Origin of the sequence: Parasphingopyxis sp. (assembly GCF_052168295.1) — a bacterium.
Taxonomy (GTDB): domain Bacteria; phylum Pseudomonadota; class Alphaproteobacteria; order Sphingomonadales; family Sphingomonadaceae; genus Parasphingopyxis.
Genome location: NZ_JBQLZN010000054.1, coordinates 1 through 19,627, shown reverse-complemented (window position 1 = coordinate 19,627; position 19,627 = coordinate 1). Strand labels below are relative to the sequence as shown.

At 65.1% G+C, this 19,627-nt stretch carries 21 protein-coding genes and 1 pseudogene; 9 read left to right on the top strand and 13 right to left on the bottom strand.

Translation table 11 applies throughout. The features are described from left to right. The 3 genes from ACTS1Z_RS09335 to ACTS1Z_RS09325 all read left to right on the top strand — a co-directional run. On the top strand, positions 1–565 hold a 565-nt coding region (locus ACTS1Z_RS09335), incomplete at its 5' end, for a LysR substrate-binding domain-containing protein (protein ID WP_442624183.1). Between the two features lie 129 nt (positions 566–694). Beyond that, positions 695–1,672 carry a calcium/sodium antiporter gene (locus tag ACTS1Z_RS09330; protein ID WP_442624182.1) on the top strand — a complete coding sequence of 326 codons (978 nt, stop codon included), beginning with the start codon at positions 695–697 and terminating at the stop codon, positions 1,670–1,672. A 2-nt stretch (positions 1,673–1,674) separates the two neighbouring features. Next, complete coding sequence (locus tag ACTS1Z_RS09325) at positions 1,675–2,451, top strand: ion transporter (protein WP_442624181.1); 777 nt, start codon at positions 1,675–1,677, stop codon at positions 2,449–2,451. On the opposite strand, the gene ACTS1Z_RS09320 is transcribed toward ACTS1Z_RS09325, so the two are convergent. From ACTS1Z_RS09320 to ACTS1Z_RS09310, 3 genes are read right to left on the bottom strand one after another with little or no spacing between them, the layout of a single operon-like run. After that, positions 2,448–3,998 carry an ABC transporter permease/substrate-binding protein gene (locus ACTS1Z_RS09320; RefSeq protein WP_442624180.1) on the bottom strand — a complete coding sequence of 517 codons (1,551 nt, stop codon included), beginning with the start codon at positions 3,996–3,998 and terminating at the stop codon, positions 2,448–2,450. The genes ACTS1Z_RS09325 and ACTS1Z_RS09320 overlap by 4 nt on opposite strands. After that, on the bottom strand, positions 3,995–4,771 hold the full coding sequence (locus ACTS1Z_RS09315) for an ATP-binding cassette domain-containing protein (RefSeq protein WP_442624179.1): 777 nt from the start codon (positions 4,769–4,771) through the stop codon (positions 3,995–3,997). The genes ACTS1Z_RS09320 and ACTS1Z_RS09315 overlap by 4 nt, the downstream gene beginning before the upstream one ends. A 57-nt stretch (positions 4,772–4,828) precedes the next feature. After that, a complete protein-coding gene (locus tag ACTS1Z_RS09310) occupies positions 4,829–5,881 on the bottom strand; it encodes a serine hydrolase domain-containing protein (RefSeq protein ID WP_442624178.1) in 1,053 nt (350 codons plus the stop codon). Between the two features lie 165 nt (positions 5,882–6,046). On the opposite strand from ACTS1Z_RS09310, the gene ACTS1Z_RS09305 reads away from it, so the two are divergent. From ACTS1Z_RS09305 to ACTS1Z_RS09295, 3 genes are all read left to right on the top strand, one after another. Next, complete coding sequence (locus ACTS1Z_RS09305) at positions 6,047–6,841, top strand: SDR family oxidoreductase (RefSeq protein WP_442624177.1); 795 nt, start codon at positions 6,047–6,049, stop codon at positions 6,839–6,841. A gap of 124 nt (positions 6,842–6,965) precedes the next feature. Beyond that, positions 6,966–8,495: a winged helix-turn-helix domain-containing tetratricopeptide repeat protein gene (locus tag ACTS1Z_RS09300; RefSeq protein ID WP_442624176.1), complete on the top strand. Its 1,530-nt coding sequence runs from the start codon at positions 6,966–6,968 to the stop codon at positions 8,493–8,495. Positions 8,496–8,694: 199 nt separating this feature from the next. After that, the gene (locus ACTS1Z_RS09295) at positions 8,695–11,424 is read left to right on the top strand and encodes a CHAT domain-containing protein (RefSeq protein ID WP_442624175.1); all 2,730 of its coding nucleotides are present in this window, start codon (positions 8,695–8,697) and stop codon (positions 11,422–11,424) included. Positions 11,425–11,470: 46 nt separating this feature from the next. Here the strand turns inward: ACTS1Z_RS09295 and ACTS1Z_RS09290 are convergent. Then, a pseudogene (locus ACTS1Z_RS09290) lies at positions 11,471–11,764 on the bottom strand (4a-hydroxytetrahydrobiopterin dehydratase); the annotation flags it as partial. A gap of 53 nt (positions 11,765–11,817) precedes the next feature. On the opposite strand from ACTS1Z_RS09290, the gene ACTS1Z_RS09285 reads away from it, so the two are divergent. From ACTS1Z_RS09285 to ACTS1Z_RS09275, 3 genes are all read left to right on the top strand, one after another. Next, on the top strand, positions 11,818–12,222 hold the full coding sequence (locus ACTS1Z_RS09285) for a metallopeptidase family protein (RefSeq protein WP_442624174.1): 405 nt from the start codon (positions 11,818–11,820) through the stop codon (positions 12,220–12,222). Continuing rightward, positions 12,219–12,803, top strand: coding sequence for a heme ABC exporter ATP-binding protein CcmA (ccmA, locus tag ACTS1Z_RS09280; RefSeq protein WP_442624173.1), 585 nt, complete (start codon positions 12,219–12,221; stop codon positions 12,801–12,803). Before ACTS1Z_RS09285 ends, ccmA begins: the two co-directional genes overlap by 4 nt. A 193-nt stretch (positions 12,804–12,996) precedes the next feature. Then, the gene (locus tag ACTS1Z_RS09275) at positions 12,997–13,644 is read left to right on the top strand and encodes a heme exporter protein CcmB (protein WP_442624172.1); all 648 of its coding nucleotides are present in this window, start codon (positions 12,997–12,999) and stop codon (positions 13,642–13,644) included. Between the two features lie 185 nt (positions 13,645–13,829). Here ACTS1Z_RS09275 and ACTS1Z_RS09270 read toward each other — a convergent pair whose 3' ends face one another. The 9 genes from ACTS1Z_RS09270 to ACTS1Z_RS09230 form a co-directional block, all read right to left on the bottom strand. Next, positions 13,830–14,204, bottom strand: coding sequence for a hypothetical protein (locus ACTS1Z_RS09270; RefSeq protein WP_442624171.1), 375 nt, complete (start codon positions 14,202–14,204; stop codon positions 13,830–13,832). A gap of 82 nt (positions 14,205–14,286) precedes the next feature. Further along, on the bottom strand, positions 14,287–15,150 hold the full coding sequence (locus ACTS1Z_RS09265; protein ID WP_442624170.1) for a class I SAM-dependent methyltransferase: 864 nt from the start codon (positions 15,148–15,150) through the stop codon (positions 14,287–14,289). A gap of 124 nt (positions 15,151–15,274) precedes the next feature. Next, positions 15,275–16,675, bottom strand: coding sequence for a threonine synthase (gene thrC, locus ACTS1Z_RS09260; RefSeq protein WP_442624169.1), 1,401 nt, complete (start codon positions 16,673–16,675; stop codon positions 15,275–15,277). 25 nt (positions 16,676–16,700) lie between these two features. Next, the gene (locus ACTS1Z_RS09255) at positions 16,701–17,273 is read right to left on the bottom strand and encodes an SURF1 family protein (RefSeq protein ID WP_442624168.1); all 573 of its coding nucleotides are present in this window, start codon (positions 17,271–17,273) and stop codon (positions 16,701–16,703) included. Continuing rightward, positions 17,270–17,650: a DUF983 domain-containing protein gene (locus tag ACTS1Z_RS09250; RefSeq protein ID WP_442624167.1), complete on the bottom strand. Its 381-nt coding sequence runs from the start codon at positions 17,648–17,650 to the stop codon at positions 17,270–17,272. Before ACTS1Z_RS09250 ends, ACTS1Z_RS09255 begins: the two co-directional genes overlap by 4 nt. A 20-nt stretch (positions 17,651–17,670) precedes the next feature. Next, positions 17,671–18,483, bottom strand: a complete 813-nt coding sequence (locus ACTS1Z_RS09245) for a cytochrome c oxidase subunit 3 (RefSeq protein ID WP_442624166.1) — start codon at positions 18,481–18,483, stop codon at positions 17,671–17,673. Between the two features lie 46 nt (positions 18,484–18,529). Then, positions 18,530–19,081, bottom strand: coding sequence for a cytochrome c oxidase assembly protein (locus ACTS1Z_RS09240; protein WP_442624165.1), 552 nt, complete (start codon positions 19,079–19,081; stop codon positions 18,530–18,532). Next, positions 19,078–19,209, bottom strand: a complete 132-nt coding sequence (locus ACTS1Z_RS09235) for a hypothetical protein (protein WP_299324125.1) — start codon at positions 19,207–19,209, stop codon at positions 19,078–19,080. Before ACTS1Z_RS09235 ends, ACTS1Z_RS09240 begins: the two co-directional genes overlap by 4 nt. Continuing rightward, positions 19,206–19,627 (bottom strand): UbiA family prenyltransferase (locus ACTS1Z_RS09230; protein ID WP_442624164.1); only part of this gene is annotated, 422 nt, incomplete at its 5' end. The genes ACTS1Z_RS09230 and ACTS1Z_RS09235, both read right to left, overlap by 4 nt.

The following is a 19,627-nucleotide window of genomic DNA, read 5'->3' as shown; positions in this document are numbered from 1 at the left end:
CTTCGCGGATATACAGCCTGAGATCCGGCTGTATATCCGCGAAGGCATACCCGACGACCAGGCGATGGAATTGTCGCGCGGCGCGCTCGACATGCTGCTGGGGCCGATGCCGATCGAAGGCCCGTCGCTGCACGTCGAACCGCTGTTCAGCGAGCGGCTCTTTCTCGTCGCGGCAACCGATCACCCGCTATCGGCGCGCGACACGGTGAGCCGCGCCGATCTGGCGGGCGAAACCGTACTCAGCCTCGATCGCCGCCATAGCTTCCACCGCCAGGTGAAGGCGATCTGCAGCGAGTTCGAACTGCAACTGCTCAGCGACTATGAAGGCACGAGCCTCGACAGTCTTCGCCAGATGACGGGATCGGGTCTCGGCCTGTCGATCCTGCCGGAATTCTACATCCAGTCTGAAGTCGGCGGGCAGGCCGGCGTAAAAGTACTGAATGTGGAGGACTGGACGGCGAACCGGGCCATCGCGGCTAGCTGGCGCGAAGGCGCGGCCTACGCCCCGGCCTATCGCGCCATCGCCGATCGCATCCAGGCCGAAGCGCGCGCGCAGCTTACATAGGCCCTGGGATCGGTATCGAATGGGCCTATCGGCTCGCCGCACGATATTCTATAGGCCGGTGCTGTAAACGGTCCGACCGGCCACTACATCGCGCAATTCCATCCGTACCATCCGGGATATCTCGATTTCATGCTCACCTTCTTGGCCATTGCCGGCGGCTTGATCCTGTTGATCGTCGGCGGTGAGGTGCTGGTCCGCGGCGCCGTCGGCGTGGCCGAACGCGCCGGGGTCGCGCCGCTGATCGTCGGCATCGTGATCCTCGGCTTCGGTACCTCGATGCCCGAACTCGTAACGAGCCTGGAAGCCACACTCGCCGGGGCGCCGGGTATCGCCTGGGGTAATGTCGTCGGTTCCAATATCGCCAATACGCTGCTCATCCTGGGTGCGGCGGCGCTCGTCGCACCGTTTACCGTCACGGGCCGCGCCGTCACGCGCGACGCCGGTGTAGCGCTCGCCGCGACGGCGCTGCTCGTCGGACTTGCGACCTTCGGCTGGGTCAATATCGCGACCGGCGTGCTGCTGCTCGTGCTACTCGTCACCTATATCGTCATGGCCTATTTTCACGAGAAATCGCATGCCGACGATCATGGCGCGGCCTTTGATCGCAGCGCCGCATTCGAGGGTGCCGATCCCCGCATTCACGAAGTGTTCGACGGCTGGGGCAAGCCTGTGCTCTTCACGGTTCTCGGCCTTGCCGCCGTGATACTCGGCGGCCGCTTTCTCGTTACGGGATCGATCGATCTCGCGCGCATCGCCGGGCTCTCGGAAGGCGTGATCGGCCTCACCATCGTCGCGATCGGCACGTCGCTGCCCGAACTCGTGACGTCGGTCATGGCGGCGCTGCGCAAGGAAGGCGAGATCGCGTTCGGGAATGTCGTGGGGTCCAATATCTATAATGTCCTTGGCATTGGCGGGGTTACGGCCGTCGCGGCGAATGGCGGCGTGCCGCCCGCATTCGTTACGCTGGACCTGCCCATATTACTGGGGCTCGCGGTCGGCCTGATGCTGCTGCTCTGGATCAGCCGTCATCTGAGCCGGGTCACCGGCGGGCTGATGCTCGTTGCCTATGCCGGCTATATCGCCTGGCTGCTGCTCGGGCACGGCTGAGCATGATCGCGACGCTTCAGCGGATCATCGAATCGCCGCGCTTCACCGCCGCGATCATGACCGTCATCATCATCAACGCCGCGGTCATCGGGCTCGAGACGGTGCCGAGCCTGCAGCGCGACTATGGCGACCTGCTGTTCGCGCTCGACATGATCGCCATCGCGATCTTCGTGGTGGAAATCGCGGCGAAGCTGATCGTCTATCGTTTCCGATTCTTCGCGAGCGGCTGGAACGTTTTCGACCTCGTGATCGTCGCCGCCGCACTCGTGCCCGGCAGCCGCGAATTCTCGGTCCTGCGCGCGCTCCGCATACTGCGCGTGCTGCGCCTGATCTCGGTGATCCCGAAGATGCGGCAGGTCGTACAGGGCCTCTTGTCCGCAATCCCGGCCATGGGATCGGTCATCCTGCTGCTGATCTTGATCTTCTATATTTTCGCGGTCATGGCGACGAAGCTGTTCGGGCAGGAATTTCCCGACTGGTTCGGCTCGATCGGCGCATCGCTCTACTCGCTGTTCCAGATCATGACGCTGGAAAGCTGGTCGATGGGCATCGTCCGGCCGGTGATGGAAGTCTATCCGATGGCGTGGGTATTCTTCGTGCCATTCATCCTGATCACATCCTTCGTCGTCCTGAACCTGTTCATCGCGATCATCGTCAATGCGATGCATGAGAGCCAGGAGGAGACGGAAACCGCCGAGCGCGATGCGATCATGGAAGAGGTGCGCTCGCTCCATGCGAAGATTGACAGGCTGGCGGAACAGCGAGCGCCGCCCGACTAGTTCGAAATCTGCGTCGCGAGCCAATCGGCCGCTTCCGCAGGGCTGACCTTGTTCTCGTCTCGATCGACCATGTAATTGGCTTCGCGCATCAACTCGACGGGGATTGCGTCAAGCAAGGGCTGGAGCGCCGCGATGAACCGGTCCTCCTCGCGCCGGTCCGGGGCCACCATCAGCACCGCATCGTAATTGGGGATCGCGCCGCGCGGATCGGTCAGCACGAACAGGTTACTCGCCGCTATCCGGCCGTCCGAGGAGAAAGCCGTGATGACGTCGGCGCGACCGCTTTCCACGGCGCGATACATGAACGTTGGCTGATAGGACTGAGCGTCCGCGAAGGCGAAGCCATAGGCATCGCGGATCGTGGCCCATTCCGGGCGGTTCAGAAACTCCATGTCCGTACCCATGGTCAGCTGCGGAGCGGCGGCGGCAAGGTCGTCCAGACTTTCCATCTCATAGCGCCGCGCGGTTTCCTGCGTCACGGCGAAGGCGTAGGTGTTTTCGAAACCGAGCCGTCCGAGCAGCAGTGCCCCGCGCGTATCGGCAGCCCAGTCCGACAGCTCGGCGAGCATTTCGTCGCGCGGCGGATTGTCCTCGCGCCGCATCGCATTGGTCCAGAGCGTGCCGGTATATTCGACATAGACATCGACATCGCCGCTCGCGAGCGCTTCGAAGGCGACCGCCGATCCGAGCCCGTCGCGATAGCGGACCGTGTATCCCGCATCCTCCAACCGGTCGCCGAGCAATCGTGCAAGGATATATTGCTCGCTGAACCCCTTGGCGCCGATCGTCACCACATCGGACCGCGAACCGCTCGCCGCAAACGGGGCCAGCGCCAGCACGACGCCCGCGGCCAGCGCCACGAGCCCGCCCCAGATCCGCCATTTGCTGCGGTTGGCGATGCCGGATTCGATCAGGCCGAGCAGCGCATCGGCCGTCAGCGCCAGCGCCGCCGCGGCGAGGCAGCCGACGAGGACGAGCGTCCAGTTCTGGGTCTGCAGTCCGGCGAAGATCATGTCGCCGAGGCTGGGCTGGCCGACCGTCGTCGAGAGCGTCGCCGCGCCGATCGTCCAGACCGTCGCGGTGCGGATCCCAGCCATCACGACCGGCGCGGCGAGCGGCGCTTCGACCAGCCGCAATTTCTGGCGCGGCGTCATGCCGACGCCATCCGCCGCCTCGATGATCGACGGATCGATGCCGACGATACCGGTCACCGCATTGCGCAGGATCGGCAGCACGGCATAGAGCGCCAGCGCCAGCAGGGCTGGCAGGAAACCCAGCGCAGGTAATGCGAGGCCGACGGGCGCGAACAGCGAATTGAGCGCGAGGAGAAGCGGATAGAAGAGTGCGAGCAGAGCGAGGCCGGGAATGGTCTGCACGAGGCTGGCCGCACCGAGCGCGATCCGCCGCAGGCGGAGGTTGCGCGACGCGCCGACGGCGAGCGGCAGCGCCACCGCGAGCCCGAGCGACAGCGCCGCTGCCGACAGCAATACGTGATCGGCGAGCAACAGCGGAACCTGTTCGAGCGCTTCCTGAAGGCGGGGATTCACGCGCCCTCCTCCAGCCGCCGGAGCTTCGCCATCTGGCCCTTGGGCACCGCGATCAGCGCGCTCGCCTCCTCGCCGCCCTCGCCGGCCAGCAGCGCTTGGGGCGAGCAATCGGCGACGATGCGGCCAGCACTCATCACGAGGATACGGTCGGCGATCAGCAGCGCTTCGGCCATGTCGTGCGTGACCATGATGGTCGTCAGGCCGAGTTCGTCATGCAGGGCGCGATAGGCCTCGCCGAGCTGGTCCCGCGTTACCGGGTCGAGCGCGCCAAACGGCTCGTCCATCAGCATCAGCCCCGGCTCGCCGGCCAGCGCCCGGGCGACGCCGACCCGCTGCTGTTGACCGCCCGAGAGTTCGCTCGGCAGGCGATCGGCGACGTCCTCGGGCAGGCCGACCAGGTCGAGCAGTTCGGGCACCTGGTTGACGGTTTCGTTTACACCGATACGGGGAATGATCATGATATTCTCCGCAACCGTCATATGCGGGAATAATCCAATATTCTGAAATACATAGCCGATATGGCGGCGCAGATCGGCCGGGTCCTGCCCGTCAACGGGTTCGCCGCCGATCGAGACGCTTCCGGCGCTCGGTTCGACGAGCCGGTTGATCGTCTTCAACAGCGTCGATTTGCCCGATCCCGATTCGCCGACCAGCGCGACGAACGACCCGCCTGCAATCTCCAGATCGAGCGCGGCGACGGCGAAGCTGGCCCCGTCATCGAAACTCTTGGCTATGCCGTCAAAGCGGACCGCCGGGCCGTTCTTCCTCTCCATCGCGCGCGAGCATTGCGGGCGCTGCCTAAGCGGTCAACCCTCGCACACGGCGAGCGATCAATTCTCGCGCAGCAGCGTCACCAGCGGCCGGACGATCGCCATGATCGAGCCCGGCTCCCCGCTCCGGCTCAGCATGACATAGGCCTGGTCGCTGAAGCCTTCGTCGGAGAAGCTGAACAGCTCGAAACCGCGATCCGATCCGTCGAGCCCGGCGCGCGGGCTGAGAAACTGCTCGGTATAGCGCGGTTCCAGCACGCCGCTTTCGGTAATGAAGGTGTAGAAGCGCCTGAGATCGCCGAGCGTCGAGAACATTCCCCCGCTCCCCATCACCAGCCATGAGGTCGGCCCCCAATTGGGCGGGATATTGGGGAGACCACGCTGCACGCCGCCGCCGGCCGCGAAATCTGTGATCGTCAGCCCGCGCGTTTCGCCATAGCTGCCGGTCCGGCCCATCCCCGCCGGATCGAAGAAGTTCTCCCGCAGAAACTCCGCATAGCTCCGGCCGCTCACCCGCTCGACGATCGCGGCCAGCATGCCGAAGGCCCAGTGCGAATGCGCCTCCCCCTCGCCCGGCGCGAAGAGCAGCGGCACGGCCAGCGTCCGCCGTTCGAATTCGGCCCGGTCGATCCAGGCGAGGTCCGCATCCCAATCACTCTGGTTCGCGGGGAAGTCCGGCAAGCCCGATTGCCCCGTCATCATGTGGCGGATCGTCATCCCGGCCCGGTCCGCGGGCACATCGTGCAGATAGTCGGCGAGCGTATCGTCCTGGCTCAACTGGCCGCGCTGCTCGAGCAGCATGATCGCCGCCATCGTAAAATCGATCGGCCGCGACCCGATGCCGAATACCGTGTCGAGCACGATCGGCACGGCGGGATCATCATGCGCCATGCCATAGGCTTTCTCGACCAGCGTCTCGCCGTCGATGGCGACGAACACGATACCGGCATAGTCCCGCTCGGCCATGAACGCATCGATCTGTTGCTCGAGCCCGTCCTGGTTCAGTACGAGCGCCGGCGCTTCGGCTTCCTCCGCCTGGGCCGAAAGGGCGGTGGGCGCAGCCACCAGCGCGGCCAGAACCGCATAAGGAATGTATGACAGGAAGCGGCGCATTCCGGCCCTCCATCTATTATGACATCGGTCGTAATTGTAGCAATCAGCATCGCATGGGCAAAGGCCCGCGCATGCCGTTGGTCGAAGCGGATTGCCATATCGGTCGAAGCGCGGTTACGGCTATCGGCGAAAACCGGATCGGAACGGATTTGCGGGGAGGATTGGATGACGACGAAGAGCATTTTCATCACCGGCGCGGCGTCGGGCATCGGGCGCGCGGTCGCGCATTATTTCGGCGAACGCGGCTGGTTCGTCGGACTTGCCGATATCAACGATGCGGGGATGGAAGAGACGGCCGCAGGGATGCAGCAGGGCCAGTTCTCGATCCATCATCTCGACGTGACCGACCGCGCCCAGTGGAAACAGGCTATCGCGGCGTTCGGCGAGCGCACGGGCGGGCGGATGGACGTGCTGTTCAACAATGCGGGCATCGGCATCGGCGGGCCGCTGCAGGAAATGAGCGACGAGGATATCGACAAGACGATCGCCATCAACTTCACCGGCGTAATCGACGGGACGCGCGCGGCGTTCGAGATGCTGCGCGACACGCCCGACAGCTGCGTCCTCAACACCAGCTCGGCGGCTGGGATTTACGGCGCGGCGGGACTCGTCGTCTATAGCGGCACCAAATTCGCGGTCCGCGCGCTGACCGAGGGGCTGGACATCGAGTTCCGCCCCTATGGCATTCGCGTGCGCGACCTCATGCCGAGCTTTATCGAAACGCCGATCCTCGATGGCCCGCTCACCGGCGGCAACAGCTCGGTGCGCGACATGATTGCGGAAGCCGGGCTCGAGATCACGCCGGTGAGCGAAGTTGCCGAAGCCGCCTGGCAGGCCGTGCATGGCGAAAAGATTCACACGACGGTCGGCAAGACCGCCAAACGCCTCGCCTTCGCCGCCCGCTGGACGCCCGGCCGCCTGCGCAAGAGCCTCGGCATGGCGCGCACCGTGGAGGATTGAACGTGCGCCGCGCGTCTCCTCCGGAAGCCGGCGCGGATCGACGTCGAGCGAGCGGCTCGGGGATGCGCGTCAGCTTTTCCTGCCTGGGGCTGGCGTGATGCAGTTGCGATTTCAAGATTTCCTGTTGGACACGAAACGCTTCGAACTGGTCGGCGCGGACGGACCGGTCACGCTCCAGCCGCGGGCGCTGCAGCTGCTTATCATGCTGGCCGAGCGCCCCGGAGAACTCGTCACCAAGGACCAGATCATCGATCAGATCTGGGAGGGCCGCGCGGTCGGCGACTCCGCTCTCGCAACGCAGGTAAAGGCCCTGCGGCGCGTTCTCGGCGAAAACGGGCGGCCCTACCGGATCATCGGCACGGTCCATGGGCGCGGCTACAGGTTCATCGCCCCGGTCGAGCAGGTCAGGTCAGCCGCGACGGCGCAATCGGAAGCACAGGAGCCTGAAGAGCAGAACCGGTTGGGCACGGCGCCCAGTCTTGCCGTGCTGCCGTTCCATTTGCTGGGCACGGCAGGACCTCATAGCGGCCTCGCCGAAGCCTTGCCGGACGAGATTATCACATCGATCGCCCGCTTGCGCTGGATCGAGGTAAAGGCGCGTGGGTCGAGCTTCCAATTTCCCTCTGTCATGTCCGACCCTGGCTCGGTCCGCGAAGCGCTGAGCGTAGGCTATGTGCTTTCGGGCACGATCGAGCCCTTCGAATCCCGCATCGCCGTGTCGGTGGAACTGGCCGATGCCGACGCCGAGCGCGTGCTCTGGAGCGAACGGTTCGAACTGCCGATTTCCGATATTCACGCGCTCAGGCGCCAGATCGTCGACAAGGCGGTGCAAGCCGTGGACTCGAAGATACCGATGCGGGAAAGCGAGCGCGCCCGTTTTAAGCCTCCCGAACATCTCACGGCATGGGAACGCTATCACTTCGGGGTTTCCAACATCTTCTCCTTCGGCCGGCCCGACTACCGTGCGGGCCTCGAACATTTTTCGGCGGCCATCGCGATAGAACCGAGCTTTGCGCGTGCGCATGCCGGTCTCAGCCACATTCACTGGTGGCAGATGGTCCAGCAGGCATCCGAGGCGAGCGACGAGACACGTCTTGCAATGTTCGACAGCGCGACCCGCGCCATCGAGGCCGATCCGTCCGATCCGTTTGCCAATCTGGTCGCCGGACGCACCGCATGGCTGCGGGGCGATCGCAACGGTGCCGAAGACTGGCTCAAGCGATCCGTCTCGTTCGCGCCAAGCTACGCTATGGCTCATGGGGCGCTGGCCAATTTCCTCACATTGTCCGGCCGCGAAGACGATGCCTTGCCGCATGTCGACAAGGCGATCGACCTATCGCCCGTCGACCCCTGGCTGCACAACATGCTGGCGATCAAGTCTGCGGTGCTGATCCAGCAGGGCGATTACGAGGCGGCGGCTGACTGGGCGGCCAAAGCGATGCTGCGGCCGCATGATAGCCTTATCACCGCTCATTGCTCCCTGGTCGCGATGCACGCCGCCGGCCGCACTGCGGAAGCCAAACGGATTGCAGACAAACTCAAGATCGCCAAGCCCGATGCCAACAGCACGATGCTGCGCCGCTCGCTGCCGATCTTCTCCGGCAATTTCAACCGGGAGATCGACGAAGCCTTCGCCGCTTACGGTATCAAATAACATGCGCCGCTTTCGGCGCGCCGGATCCCAGACCGGCTGAACAAGAGCCTCGACATGACACGCATCGTAAAGGATTGAAGCGACACACCTGCTTCGGAAAGCCGCCCGTATCTTCAAGACCTTATGCGTTTCCTGTGCTTTTCATCACTGCAGGTGGACAAACTGTCGGCGACGAACGGGTGCCAGTAGCGAGAAAACCATGACACGAAGCCTGATCTGCCTAGCGGGTGCTATCCTGATTTTCGCCGGTGCTCACGCACTACCATCCATTGCCCATGCCCAGCCCTCGGCGGACGGCGAAGGCGGCCCGTATCAAGACATCACACCTGACGCCATCCAGCAGCTTGAAAGCGAATTTCCCGGTTTGGAGGAGCGGATGCAGCGCGCGGTGCGCGAGGGCAATCTTTATGAGGCCGAACCTCTGTTCGATACCGCCTACCAGGCTTGGATCGGCCGATTTGGTCCGAACAACGAATTCGCTGCAGAAACGGCGCTTCAGCTTGCCAGCTTCAAAGCTCGGCTCGGCCGGTTGGCGGAGGCGGAAGCTTTGGTGCTGGCGGCCCTGGCCTATTACGAAACGACCGCGACTGGCGACCCGATCGGCATGTCCGTTGCCCTGGGCAATGTGGCCGGTGTGCTGCAGTTGCAGGGCCGGCTCGATCTCGCGTTGAGCACCAACGCCCGCGCGATCGCGCTGCTGGAGAATAATTACCGGGACCGGCTGAGGGCGCTGATCTATTTGCGGAACCAACGTGCCGATTTCCTGATCGCCGCCGGCCGGTATCGCGAGGCGGGCGCGCTGTATCAGAGCATAATCGACTATGCGACCTACACCATGGACCCGGGTTTCGCGATCAGCGTCAATAACGGCTTGGGCCTGGTTCGCGAACGGCTTGGCGATCTGGAGCGGGCCGAAGCCTATTACATCAACAGCCTCGAATTCACCGAAACCATCACCGATCCGTCGACCCGCCGGGCAACGCGGGAAACGGCCCGGTGCGCGCTCGGCGCTTTCTACGAGCGAACAGGCCGGCTGGACGAAGCCGAAGCGCTGCTGCGTCAATGCCTGGATCACGTGCTGGAGACCATGGAGAACAGGAGACCGGAAGCCCTCGAAAACGCCGCTCTGCTGGTCAGTGCGCAAGTTGGCCAGGGCGAAGGGGGCAGGAATTTGCGGCGTTCCGCACAACAGCTGTTCGATATCCTGCAGGCGCAGGACCGCGAAGAACGCGCGGCGACCGAAGATATGATCAGCCATGCCGAAGGCTATGCGCTCTATGCGGATGCGGCCTGGCTCGCGACGGGCGGAAACCGTCTCGATCAAAGCATCCTTGCGCTGCAGCAAACATTGTCAGGCCCGTCAGGCCGCGCGATCGCCGAGATGGCGGCACGGCATATGGCCGGCGGAACGCGAACGCTGTTGACCTCCCTCGTGCAAGATCGCGAAGCCGCATCGGCACAGATAGCAAATCTCTCCGAACAGATCCGCTCGGGGTTCGATACCGCCGGCGCCGCACAGGGCGACCGGCAACGACTGATACGACTTCGCCGCGAAGCCGAATCCCGGGTCGCCACGATTGACGCCCAGATCGCGCGCGACTTCCCCGACTATTTCGCCCTTATCAACCCGCGGCCGGTCGCGTTGCGGGACGCCCAGGCTCTGTTGGGCGACGATGAGGCGATCCTGCTGGTCGTGCCGTCTGCCCATGGCACGCATGTCGTCGCGATCACGAATGACGGCGCAGAGTGGCACCGCGCCGATCTCAACGCGGATGCGATCGACGGCATCGTGCGCCGGTTGCGCTGGGATCTTGGCGCGCGGGTCGAGGCGACCGAATACGAAATCGCCGAATGGGAATCCGACTATCCCGATGGCGGCGCATTCCCTTTCGACAGGCAGGCCGGCTTCGCCCTTTACACGGCGCTGGTCGCGCCGGTCGAGGATGTGATCGGCGACCGTAGCGCGCTCTATGTCGTTGCTGGCGGCCAGCTCGCCGCCCTGCCCTTCTCCGTACTGGTGACGGACGAACCTGAGGGGCAGGACCATAATCCCGACGCTCTGAGGAACACCGCCTGGCTTGCCGATCGCTACGCCCTGGCGTCGATACCCTCGATCCAGTCGTTGCAGCTGCTACGGCAGGTCGAACGCAGCGAGGGCAGCGCCATCACGCCCGATTTTGCCGGTTTCGGCGATCCCGTACTGCAGGGTGAAGCACAGCAGCGCGGCTTCCGCAATCTGCGCACCGTTCCCTCGGCCAATGCCATTCTGAGCTGGAACCAGAGCGCCACCCGCGCGCGCATGGCCGACGTAACGATGCTGAGCCAGCTGACCCGTCTGCCGGGCACGGCCACGGAACTGGAGAATATCCGGCAGGCCCTCGGCGCGCCGGAAGAGAGCATCCGGCTTGCCGAACAGGCCACCGAAACGGCGGTTCGGACGGCCGATCTCGCCGATGCCAGGATCATCGCGTTCGCCACCCATGGGCTGATGCCGGAAGACCTGTCCATCCTCACCGAACCGGGCCTCGTCTTCACGCCGCCAGCCGTGGCGACGGATAATGACGACGGCTATCTTTCGGCATCGGAGGTCGCGTCGCTGAGGCTGGACGCGGACTGGGTCATCCTGTCGGCCTGCAACACCGCAACGGGAGAGGAAGGTTCGGGACTATCGAGCCTCGCGCGATCTTTCTTCTATGCCGGCGCGCGCAATTTGCTCGCTTCGCACTGGCCCGTCGACGACGAAGTGGCGTCGCGCATGACGGTGCGTATGTTCGAAATACTCCGCGACACGCCGGGGCTCAGCCGCTTGCAGGCATTTCAGCAGTCGATGCGCGAAATCCGTATGGAAACGGGCCGGGATACTGCGCAAACCAGCTGGGCGCACCCCGCCTTCTGGGCGCCTTTCGTACTGATCGGCAGCGGCTCATAGGTGACAGGCGTGGCCAGTTCAGGATCGGCTTTACAGTACTACGGAGCTACCCCGCAAAGCCCTCCATCGCCTTCGCCATGTCCACATCCTTCTCGCTCAAGCCATCGGCGTCGTGCGTCGTCAGGGTCACGTCGACCTTGTTGTAGACGTTGAACCATTCGGGATGGTGATCCATCTTTTCGGCGAGCAGCGCCGCGCGGCTCATGAACGCATAGGCCTCGCTGAAATCGCCGAACTCGAAGCGTTTCGATATCGCGTCGCGCTTGGGGTCGTGCTCCCAGCCGGGAAGCGCCGCCAGTGCCGCTTCGCGCGCGCTATCGCTCAGTCTCTGGGTCATCGCCTTCGTCCTTCCGTCTCTTCCCTTGTTCCGCCCGGCATCCTATCTGCCGCACTATGCGGTTCGACGAAAGCCTTTCCGGCCCGGATGCAGATGCGATGGAGGCGATGGCGCGGCGCTCGATGGAGAGCCTGCCGCCCGAATTCCGCGAGCAGATGGGCAATGTCGTGCTGCGGGTCGAGGAATATGCGGATGCGGAGTCCCTGAAGGCCGTTGGCCTCACCCATCCGATGGAGCTCTCCGGCCTCTATACGGGCCGCCCGATCGGCGAGAAGAGCATCTCCGACCCGAGCGATCTGCCCGACATGATCCATCTCTACCGCCAGCCGATCCTCGCAGAGGCGGCCGATCTCGGGATCAGCATCGAGAAGCTCGTCCATCATGTGCTGATCCACGAAGTCGGCCATCATTTCGGCCTGTCGGACGACGATATGCACGCGCTGGAAGACGAAGCGGATTGAGCGCCCGGCTGTCCCTTGAGGCATTGGGCTGCGTGCGCGGCGACCGGCTCCTTTTCTCTGGTCTGGATCTCACGCTGGACGCGGGCGGCGCGGCGCTGGTGACGGGACCGAACGGCGCGGGCAAGACGAGTCTGCTGAGGCTGATCGCCGGGCTGCTGCGGCCGCAGGCGGGGCGGGTGGATATCGAAGGCCGGCTCGCGTTCGGCGCGATCGAACCGGCGCTCGACCGCGAACTGCCGCTCGAACGCGCCCTGCTCTACTGGGCGCGCATCGATGGCGGGGGCGCGGCCGAGGTCGCGGCCGCGCTGGCGGCGATGGGCATGAGCGCGCTCGCCGAAGTGCCCGTGCGGATGCTCTCGACCGGCCAGTTGAAGCGCGCGGGGCTCGCGCGCGTGATCGGCAGCGGCGCAGATATCTGGCTGCTCGACGAACCGGCCAACGGGCTCGACACCGAAGCGCGCGCCCGGCTCGAAACGGCGATCGCCGACCATCGCGCGCAAGGCGGCATCGCCGTCGTGGCGACGCACCAGCCGCTCGCTCTCACAGATGTGGCGGAGATACCGATCGGAACAGAACAATGAGCGGCCTCGCGCACCCAATCCTCCCTAAGCTTTGCTTGGGGAGGGGGACCATCTTCGCGAAGGCGGAGATGGTGGAGGGGCATTGCGATGGCCCAGAAGCAAAGCTCGACTTTCACGGATTGCTCTCTGCCCCTCCACCACGCCGCTGCGCGTCGCGGTCCCCCTCCCCCCGCTGCGCGCGGGGAGGATCAGGATGAGCGCGCTCTTCGCCATCGCGCGGCGCGACCTGAGGCGCAGCTTTACCGGCTCGGGCTGGCTCTTGCCGCTGATCTTCTTCCTGCTCGTCGCCACGCTCTTCCCCTTCGCCATCGGGCCCGACCCGACGATACTCGGCCGGATCGGCGGCGGCGCGCTCTGGACGGCGGCGCTGCTCGCGGCGCTGATGCCCATCGACCGGCTGATCGCGCCGGACCGCGATGCCGGCATTCTCGATCAATATGCGGTGCGCGGGATCAGCGAGGAAGTCGTCGCCGTCGCCAAGATCGGCGCGCACTGGATCGGTTTCGGCCCGCCGCTGATGCTGGCCGCCCTGCCCGCATCGGCGATGCTCAACATGGATATGGACAGCCTCATCAAGCTGGAGGTGGGCCTCGCGCTGGGCAGCCTCGGCCTCGCGGCGCTGGCGGTGACGGTCAGCGCGCTTGTGTCCGGGCTGCAAAGCGGCGGGGCGCTGGCAGGGCTGCTGATGCTGCCGCTCGCCGTGCCCGTGCTGATCTTCGGCGCCGGGGCGCTGGACGATCTGCAACGCGGCGCCTTTGCGCTGTTGGGCGCCGCATCGTTGGTGCTGGTAGCGGTGGCGCCGTTCGCAACGGGCGCAGCGATCCGCGCGATGCGGGATTAGAAGAAAGGCGTAACCCCCTTTGGAGGCACATACCGATTATACCGTTAGTCCTGAGCCTGTCGAAGGGCGTCTATCGTTGGAGGGGCGTCCTTCGACAGGCTCAGGACTAACGGATTTTGTGGCGAATGCTGTGCGACGCGCATCAATGGAGACGCGACCAGAAGAAAGCGCGTCGAAAGATAAACCTAATTCGCGTCGCGTGTCGCGAAGCCACCGGGCCGATCGTGGGCCCGAACCAATCCTTCGAACTCATATTCCAGCGGGCCATAGTCGCGGATGACGCGATGCGTTGCGACGCTGCCGGTCAGTCCCTCGAGATCGTAGCCGAGCGCCAGATAGTCGGGCGTGCGGTTGTAGAGCAGGCCGGTGACATCATAGGCGATCTGCGGACCGAGCGGTTGCGGCTCGGCTGGCTCTGGCATTGGCGACAGAAGCGGGGCTGGTGACGGCGCGGAGTCCGGAATGCCGGTCAGGTTGCCGAGCACATAAGGTAGCTGCTGCGCGGCCAGCGGCGGCGTGGCGCAGAGCAGCGCCGCGGCAGAAACGACTCGGATAACCATCGGTTAACCATGAACCGGGTCCGTGATCTTGTGGAGTCCGCCCGCCCGCCTGTCCCGTTACAGGACGGCCGCCAATGTCCGTTTAGCGCGACCAGCGGGCGAAGATCGCGGTCGGCAGCGTCAACCCGCGCGCTTCCTCGCGCACCGCCATCTCGCCGCATTCGACCGTGCCGCCGAGATGCCCCAGCGATTGCGATACGAGTTCGCCGATCGCCAGCGCCGACATGCGCACGGCATAGACGGTGAGGACGAGGAAGCGGCTGTCGGCTTCGAGCAGCTTCGCGCAATCGGCCATCAGCCCGGGCAGTCCCTCTTCAAGCTGCCACAGCTCCTTCTTCGGCCCGCGGCCCCATTTGGGCGGATCGAGCATGATCCCGTCATAGCGCCGCCCACGCCGCACCTCGCGCGCCGCGAATTTGGCAGCATCGTCGACGAGCCAGCGGATCGGCGCGTCCGAAAGGCCCGACAGCGCGGCATTCGCCTTCCCCGCCTCGACGGATTTCTTGGACGCATCGACATGGGTGACCTTCGCCCCCCGGGCCGCGAGCGCGAGGCTGCCGACGCCGGTATAGCCGAAGAGATTGAGCGCCTCGCTGCCCTCCCCGACCCGCTCCCGCATCCAGCTCCAGTGCGAGGCCATGTCCGGGAAGAAGGCGAGATGGCGGAAGGGCGTGCATTGTGCCTGAAAGCGCACATCTTCCCAGCCGAGCGGCCAGCCCTCGTCCGGCACCCCGCCATCGAGATGCCAGCGCCCGCCGCCGTCCGCGTCCGAAGCCGGCACGAATTCGCCGTCCGCGCGCCAATTCTCAGACGCCGGTGCCCACATCGCCTGCGGTTCGGGCCGGATGAATCGGAAGCGGCCGTAGCGCTCCAGCTTTCGCCCGTTGCCGGAATCGACGAGCCCGTAATCGGCCCAGGGCTCCGCGATCAGGGTTCTAAGGCTCATCTGCCCCTCCCCCTTGATGGGGGAGGGTTGGGTGGGGGTGAGCCTTCCGCACACGATGATTTTGGTGGACAGATCACCCCACCCCAACCCCTCCCCATCAAGGGGAGGGCTATTTTCTTGAGTCTCACGATGCCTCCGTCGCGCGCTCGGCGATATAGGCTTCGACCGCCTGCAGCTCACCGGGCAGCGTTTCGTAGCGCTCCTCGCGTTCGAACAGCCCGGAAACGCGCGGCGGGAGCGAGGGGCGATGGCCGGTGGCGCGCTCGACGGCGTCGCGGAACTTGGCCGGATGCGCCGTCGCCAGCGTCACGACGGGGATATCGGCCGGGAGGTCGGCATGGAGCGCGGCGGAGAGCCCGATCGCCGTATGCGGATCGATGATCTCGCCCATCTCCTCGGCCGCGTGCCGCATCGCCACCGCCATCGCATCGCTGTCGATGCGCGCGGAGGAAAACATCTCACCGATCCGCGTGTGCGCGCGGTCGTCGAGCCGCAGCGCGCGGCTCTGCTCGAAGCTCTGCATGACCGAGGCCAGCATATCGCCGTCCCGGTCGTACATGTCGAAGAGCAGCCGCTCGAAATTGGAGCTGACCTGGATATCCATCGACGGTGCGGCGGTCGGCGTGAGCTCGCCGACCGAATAGTCGCCGGCGACCATCGCGCGGTGCAGGATATCGTTGATATTGGTCGCGACGATCAGCCGCGCGACCGGCAGCCCCATCTGCGCGGCGGCATAGCCGGCGAACACGTCGCCGAAATTGCCCGTGGGCACTGAGAAGGCGATTTTACGCCCCGGCGCGCCCAGGCGGACGGCCGCATAGAAATAATAGACGATCTGCGCCGCGAGCCGGGCCCAGTTGATCGAATTGACGGCCGAAAGCGTGAAGCGGCCGGCGAATTGGGCATCGCCGAACATGGCTTTGACGAGGCGCTGGGCGTCGTCGAAATTGCCTTCGATCGCGATATTATGGACGTTCGGCGCGAGCACCGTCGTCATCTGCCGCCGCTGGACATCGGACACCCGGTCCTTGGGATGCAGCATGAAGATATCGACCTTGTCGCGCCCGGCCAGCGCATCGATCGCGGCCGATCCCGTATCGCCCGAGGTCGCGCCGATCACGGTCAGATGGCTGTCGCGATCGCTCAGGAACCGCTCGAACAGCAGGCCGAGCAGCTGCAGCGCGACATCCTTGAACGCCAGCGTCGGCCCGTGGAACAGTTCGAGCAGCCAATGCTGCGGATCGAGCTGGACGAGCGGCGTGACGGCGGCATGGGAGAAGCGGCCATAGGCCGTCTCGCACAGGCTGCGCAGCTCATCCTCGCTCAGCGCATCGCCGACGAACGGCGCCAACACGCGCACCGCCGTTTCGGCATAGGACAGGCCCGCCAGCGCCGCGATATCGTCGGGCGAAAAACGCGGCCAGCTTTCGGGCATGTACAGCCCGCCGTCCGACGCGAGCCCGGCCAGGGTCGCGCCTTCGAAATCGAGCGCCGGCGCGCTCCCGCGTGTGCTGATATAGTGCATGCCGGGCGGGCCTAGCGGCGGCGCGTCAGTCGCGCAACCGGCGGCGCAGCGCCAACAGGTAGATCACGCCCGCAATCAGCGCGAACAGGAACCACTGGATCGCATAGAGCAGGTGATTGTTGGGAATATCCTCCGCCGAGGGCCGCGCGACGGGTTCGAGGCCGGGCGCCGCGTTCTCGGAAACCAGCCGCAGGCCGTATTCGGGATCGAGCGTGATGGTGCCCGTCACTGCGCCGCCCGCCCAATCCTCGGGCGAGTCGATCGAGCGCGACCAGCCCATCACGGCCTGCATGCCCGGCCCTTCGGCCCCGCCCGTGCGGCACGAAGCAATATGCTGCCAGCCAGTCTCGCCGTCGCGATTCTGCCCGGCCGTCGCGCGCCAGCTCATCGGCTCGACGCAAAAGCCCGTCGCGCGGCGGTAGAGGAGATCCTCGTCCGGCGTTTCGGGCCAGGCGATGGGGGGCATTTCCATCGCGGCGCGATAGGTTTCGAGCAATGCCTCCTTCTCGGCCTTCCGCTGGAGCTGCCAGACGCCGAGCGCGATCATCGTCGCGATGGCGGCGACCACGAGGACGGTCGGGATCAGCGGGAACTTCACGCGGACCCGCCGTCGGGATCATCGGTGCGCCGCCCCTCATGCGCGTCCTTGCGATATTCGATCGCGAGCAGCATCCCCTTGCCGACCCGCAGCCCGAAAATCACCGCGGCCGCGGTAAAGGGTATCCAGAGCAGCGCATGCACCCAGAAGGGCGGCCGGATCGACAGTTCGACCGCGATCGCGAGCGCCACGACGAGCGCGCCGATGATCAGCGTCAGAAACGCCGCCGGACCGTCGCCGACATTGAAGGTGCGGTAATCGAGGCCGCAGGCACGGCAGCGATCCGCGAAATGCGCGGGGCCAGCGAACAGCGTGCGCGCGCCGCATCGCGGACAGGCGCCGTAAATGCCCGATTGCAGGGGCGTGGGCTCGCTCATGGTGCGAACCCCGCTCCCGGCTAGTGGATCTCTGCGCCCGCGCCGCCCCAGACATAGACGGCGACGAAGAGGAACAGCCAGACGACATCGACGAAGTGCCAATACCAAGCCGCCGCTTCGAAACCGAAATGCTGTTTCGGCGTGAAATCGCCGCGATAGGCGCGCAGCAGGCAAACGGCGAGGAAGATCGTGCCGATGATGACGTGGAAGCCATGGAAGCCGGTCGCCATGTAGAAGGTCGCGCCGTAGATGTTGCCCGAGAAATCGAACGCGGCATGGCCATACTCATAGGCCTGGATCGCGCTGAACACGATGCCGAGAATGATCGTCAGCCACAGGCCCGCCTTGAACCCCTCGCGATCGCCGTTGAGCAGCGAATGGTGCGCCCAGGTCACCGTGGTGCCCGAGCAGAGCAGGATCAGCGTGTTGAGCAGCGGATAGGTGAACGGATCGAGCACCTCGATCCCTTCGGGCGGCCAGGTGCCGCCGATCACTTCGGCCGGGAACAGCGCGCCGTTGAAAAAGGCCCAGAACCAGCCGACGAAGAACATGACTTCCGACGCGATGAACAGGATCATGCCGTAGCGCAGATGGAGCTGCACGACCGGTGTATGATCGCCCGAATTGGCTTCGCGGATCACATCGACCCACCAGCTGAACATCGTGAAGAGCACGCCGATCAGGCCGGCGAAGAAGATCAGCCCGCCATAGGCCATGTCGTGCATCCACATGATGCCGCCCACCGCCATCGCCAGCGCCGTGAAAGCGCCGATCAGCGGCCAGATGCTGGGGTTTACCAGATGATAATCGTGTTGCGGGGCCGCTCCAGCCATTGCGCTCAAATCCCTTTAGTAAAATTCTGTGTCCGGCTCTCTAGCCCTAGGATGCCTGATCGTCCACGGGGTAGAAAGTATAAGATAGCGTAATTTCCTCGACATCGCCGATATCGGGATCGTCAAGGATCGCCGGGTCGACGAAATAGGTCACCGGCATGCGAATATCCTGGCCCGGCTGCAGCGTCTGACGCTCGAAGCAGAAGCACTGGATCTTGTTGAAATAGCGTCCGGCTTCGAGCGGCGTGACGTTGAACGTCGCCGTACCCGTAACAGGGCGCGTGCCCATATTCTCCGCGCGGTAGAAGGCGAGCGCCCGCTCGCCGATCTGGACGGTTTCGGTGTTGCGCTCGGGCGCGAAATTCCAGGGAAGATCGCGCGCCGTATTCGAATCGAAGCGCACCGTGACCATGCGGCCCGTCGCCGCCATATCCGTCGACATGGCCTCGACGCGCTGCGTCGTGCCGCCGAAGCCGGTGACCTGGCAGAAGATGCGGTAGAGCGGCACCGACGCGAAACCGAGCGCGATCATACCCGCGACCAGCAGGACCGCCATAGCGGCGCTGCGCCGATTCTTCTGCTGGAGCGCGAGGTTCACGACGCCACCAGCAATTTGGCGATGGTGATCAGATAGAAGAGCAAGGCGAGCCCGCCGAGGATCAGCGCTGTGACGAGCGCGCGGCTCTTCTGGCGGCTGCGGATAAGGTCTTCGTCGTCGGGGGTCATGCACCGGCTCCTGTTGCGAGGATCGTCGGCGCCCATGCATCGACGACGAGCGCGCCGAACAGGGCGAACAGATAGAGGATGGAGAAGAGGAACAACCGCTTCTCCGGCACCATGTGCGCGGCTTTTTCGGACGGGTTGCGCACTACGGCGATCGCCAGCGCGAGGAAGACGAGGCTCAGCGCGGTCGCCGTGACGCCGTAGATCGCGCCGGCGAGGCCGAGCGGCCAGGGCGCGATGGCGACGGCCGCCATCGGGATGGTATAGGCCAGCATCTGCCGGCGCGTGGAGCGCGTGCCCGCGACCACCGTCATCATCGGCACGCCGGCGCGCGCATAATCGGCGTTCACGAACAGCGAGAGCGCCCAGAAATGCGGCGGCGTCCACAGGAAGATCAGCGTGAAGAGCAGGATCGGCATCA

What these genes read in the sequence shown, in the direction of transcription:
- ACTS1Z_RS09330 (WP_442624182.1), top strand. Translation starts at nt 695, where the DNA reads ATGCTCACCTTCTTGGCCATTGCCGGCGGCTTGATCCTGTTGATCGTC.
- ACTS1Z_RS09325 (WP_442624181.1), top strand. Translation starts at nt 1,675, where the DNA reads ATGATCGCGACGCTTCAGCGGATCATCGAATCGCCGCGCTTCACCGCC.
- ACTS1Z_RS09315 (WP_442624179.1), bottom strand. Translation starts at nt 4,771, where the DNA reads ATGGAGAGGAAGAACGGCCCGGCGGTCCGCTTTGACGGCATAGCCAAG.
- ACTS1Z_RS09310 (WP_442624178.1), bottom strand. Translation starts at nt 5,881, where the DNA reads ATGCGCCGCTTCCTGTCATACATTCCTTATGCGGTTCTGGCCGCGCTG.
- ACTS1Z_RS09305 (WP_442624177.1), top strand. Translation starts at nt 6,047, where the DNA reads ATGACGACGAAGAGCATTTTCATCACCGGCGCGGCGTCGGGCATCGGG.
- ACTS1Z_RS09295 (WP_442624175.1), top strand. Translation starts at nt 8,695, where the DNA reads ATGACACGAAGCCTGATCTGCCTAGCGGGTGCTATCCTGATTTTCGCC.
- ACTS1Z_RS09285 (WP_442624174.1), top strand. Translation starts at nt 11,818, where the DNA reads ATGCGGTTCGACGAAAGCCTTTCCGGCCCGGATGCAGATGCGATGGAG.
- ACTS1Z_RS09275 (WP_442624172.1), top strand. Translation starts at nt 12,997, where the DNA reads ATGAGCGCGCTCTTCGCCATCGCGCGGCGCGACCTGAGGCGCAGCTTT.
- ACTS1Z_RS09270 (WP_442624171.1), bottom strand. Translation starts at nt 14,204, where the DNA reads ATGGTTATCCGAGTCGTTTCTGCCGCGGCGCTGCTCTGCGCCACGCCG.
- ACTS1Z_RS09265 (WP_442624170.1), bottom strand. Translation starts at nt 15,150, where the DNA reads ATGAGCCTTAGAACCCTGATCGCGGAGCCCTGGGCCGATTACGGGCTC.
- thrC (WP_442624169.1), bottom strand. Translation starts at nt 16,675, where the DNA reads ATGCACTATATCAGCACACGCGGGAGCGCGCCGGCGCTCGATTTCGAA.
- ACTS1Z_RS09250 (WP_442624167.1), bottom strand. Translation starts at nt 17,650, where the DNA reads ATGAGCGAGCCCACGCCCCTGCAATCGGGCATTTACGGCGCCTGTCCG.
- ACTS1Z_RS09245 (WP_442624166.1), bottom strand. Translation starts at nt 18,483, where the DNA reads ATGGCTGGAGCGGCCCCGCAACACGATTATCATCTGGTAAACCCCAGC.
- ACTS1Z_RS09235 (WP_299324125.1), bottom strand. Translation starts at nt 19,209, where the DNA reads ATGACCCCCGACGACGAAGACCTTATCCGCAGCCGCCAGAAGAGCCGC.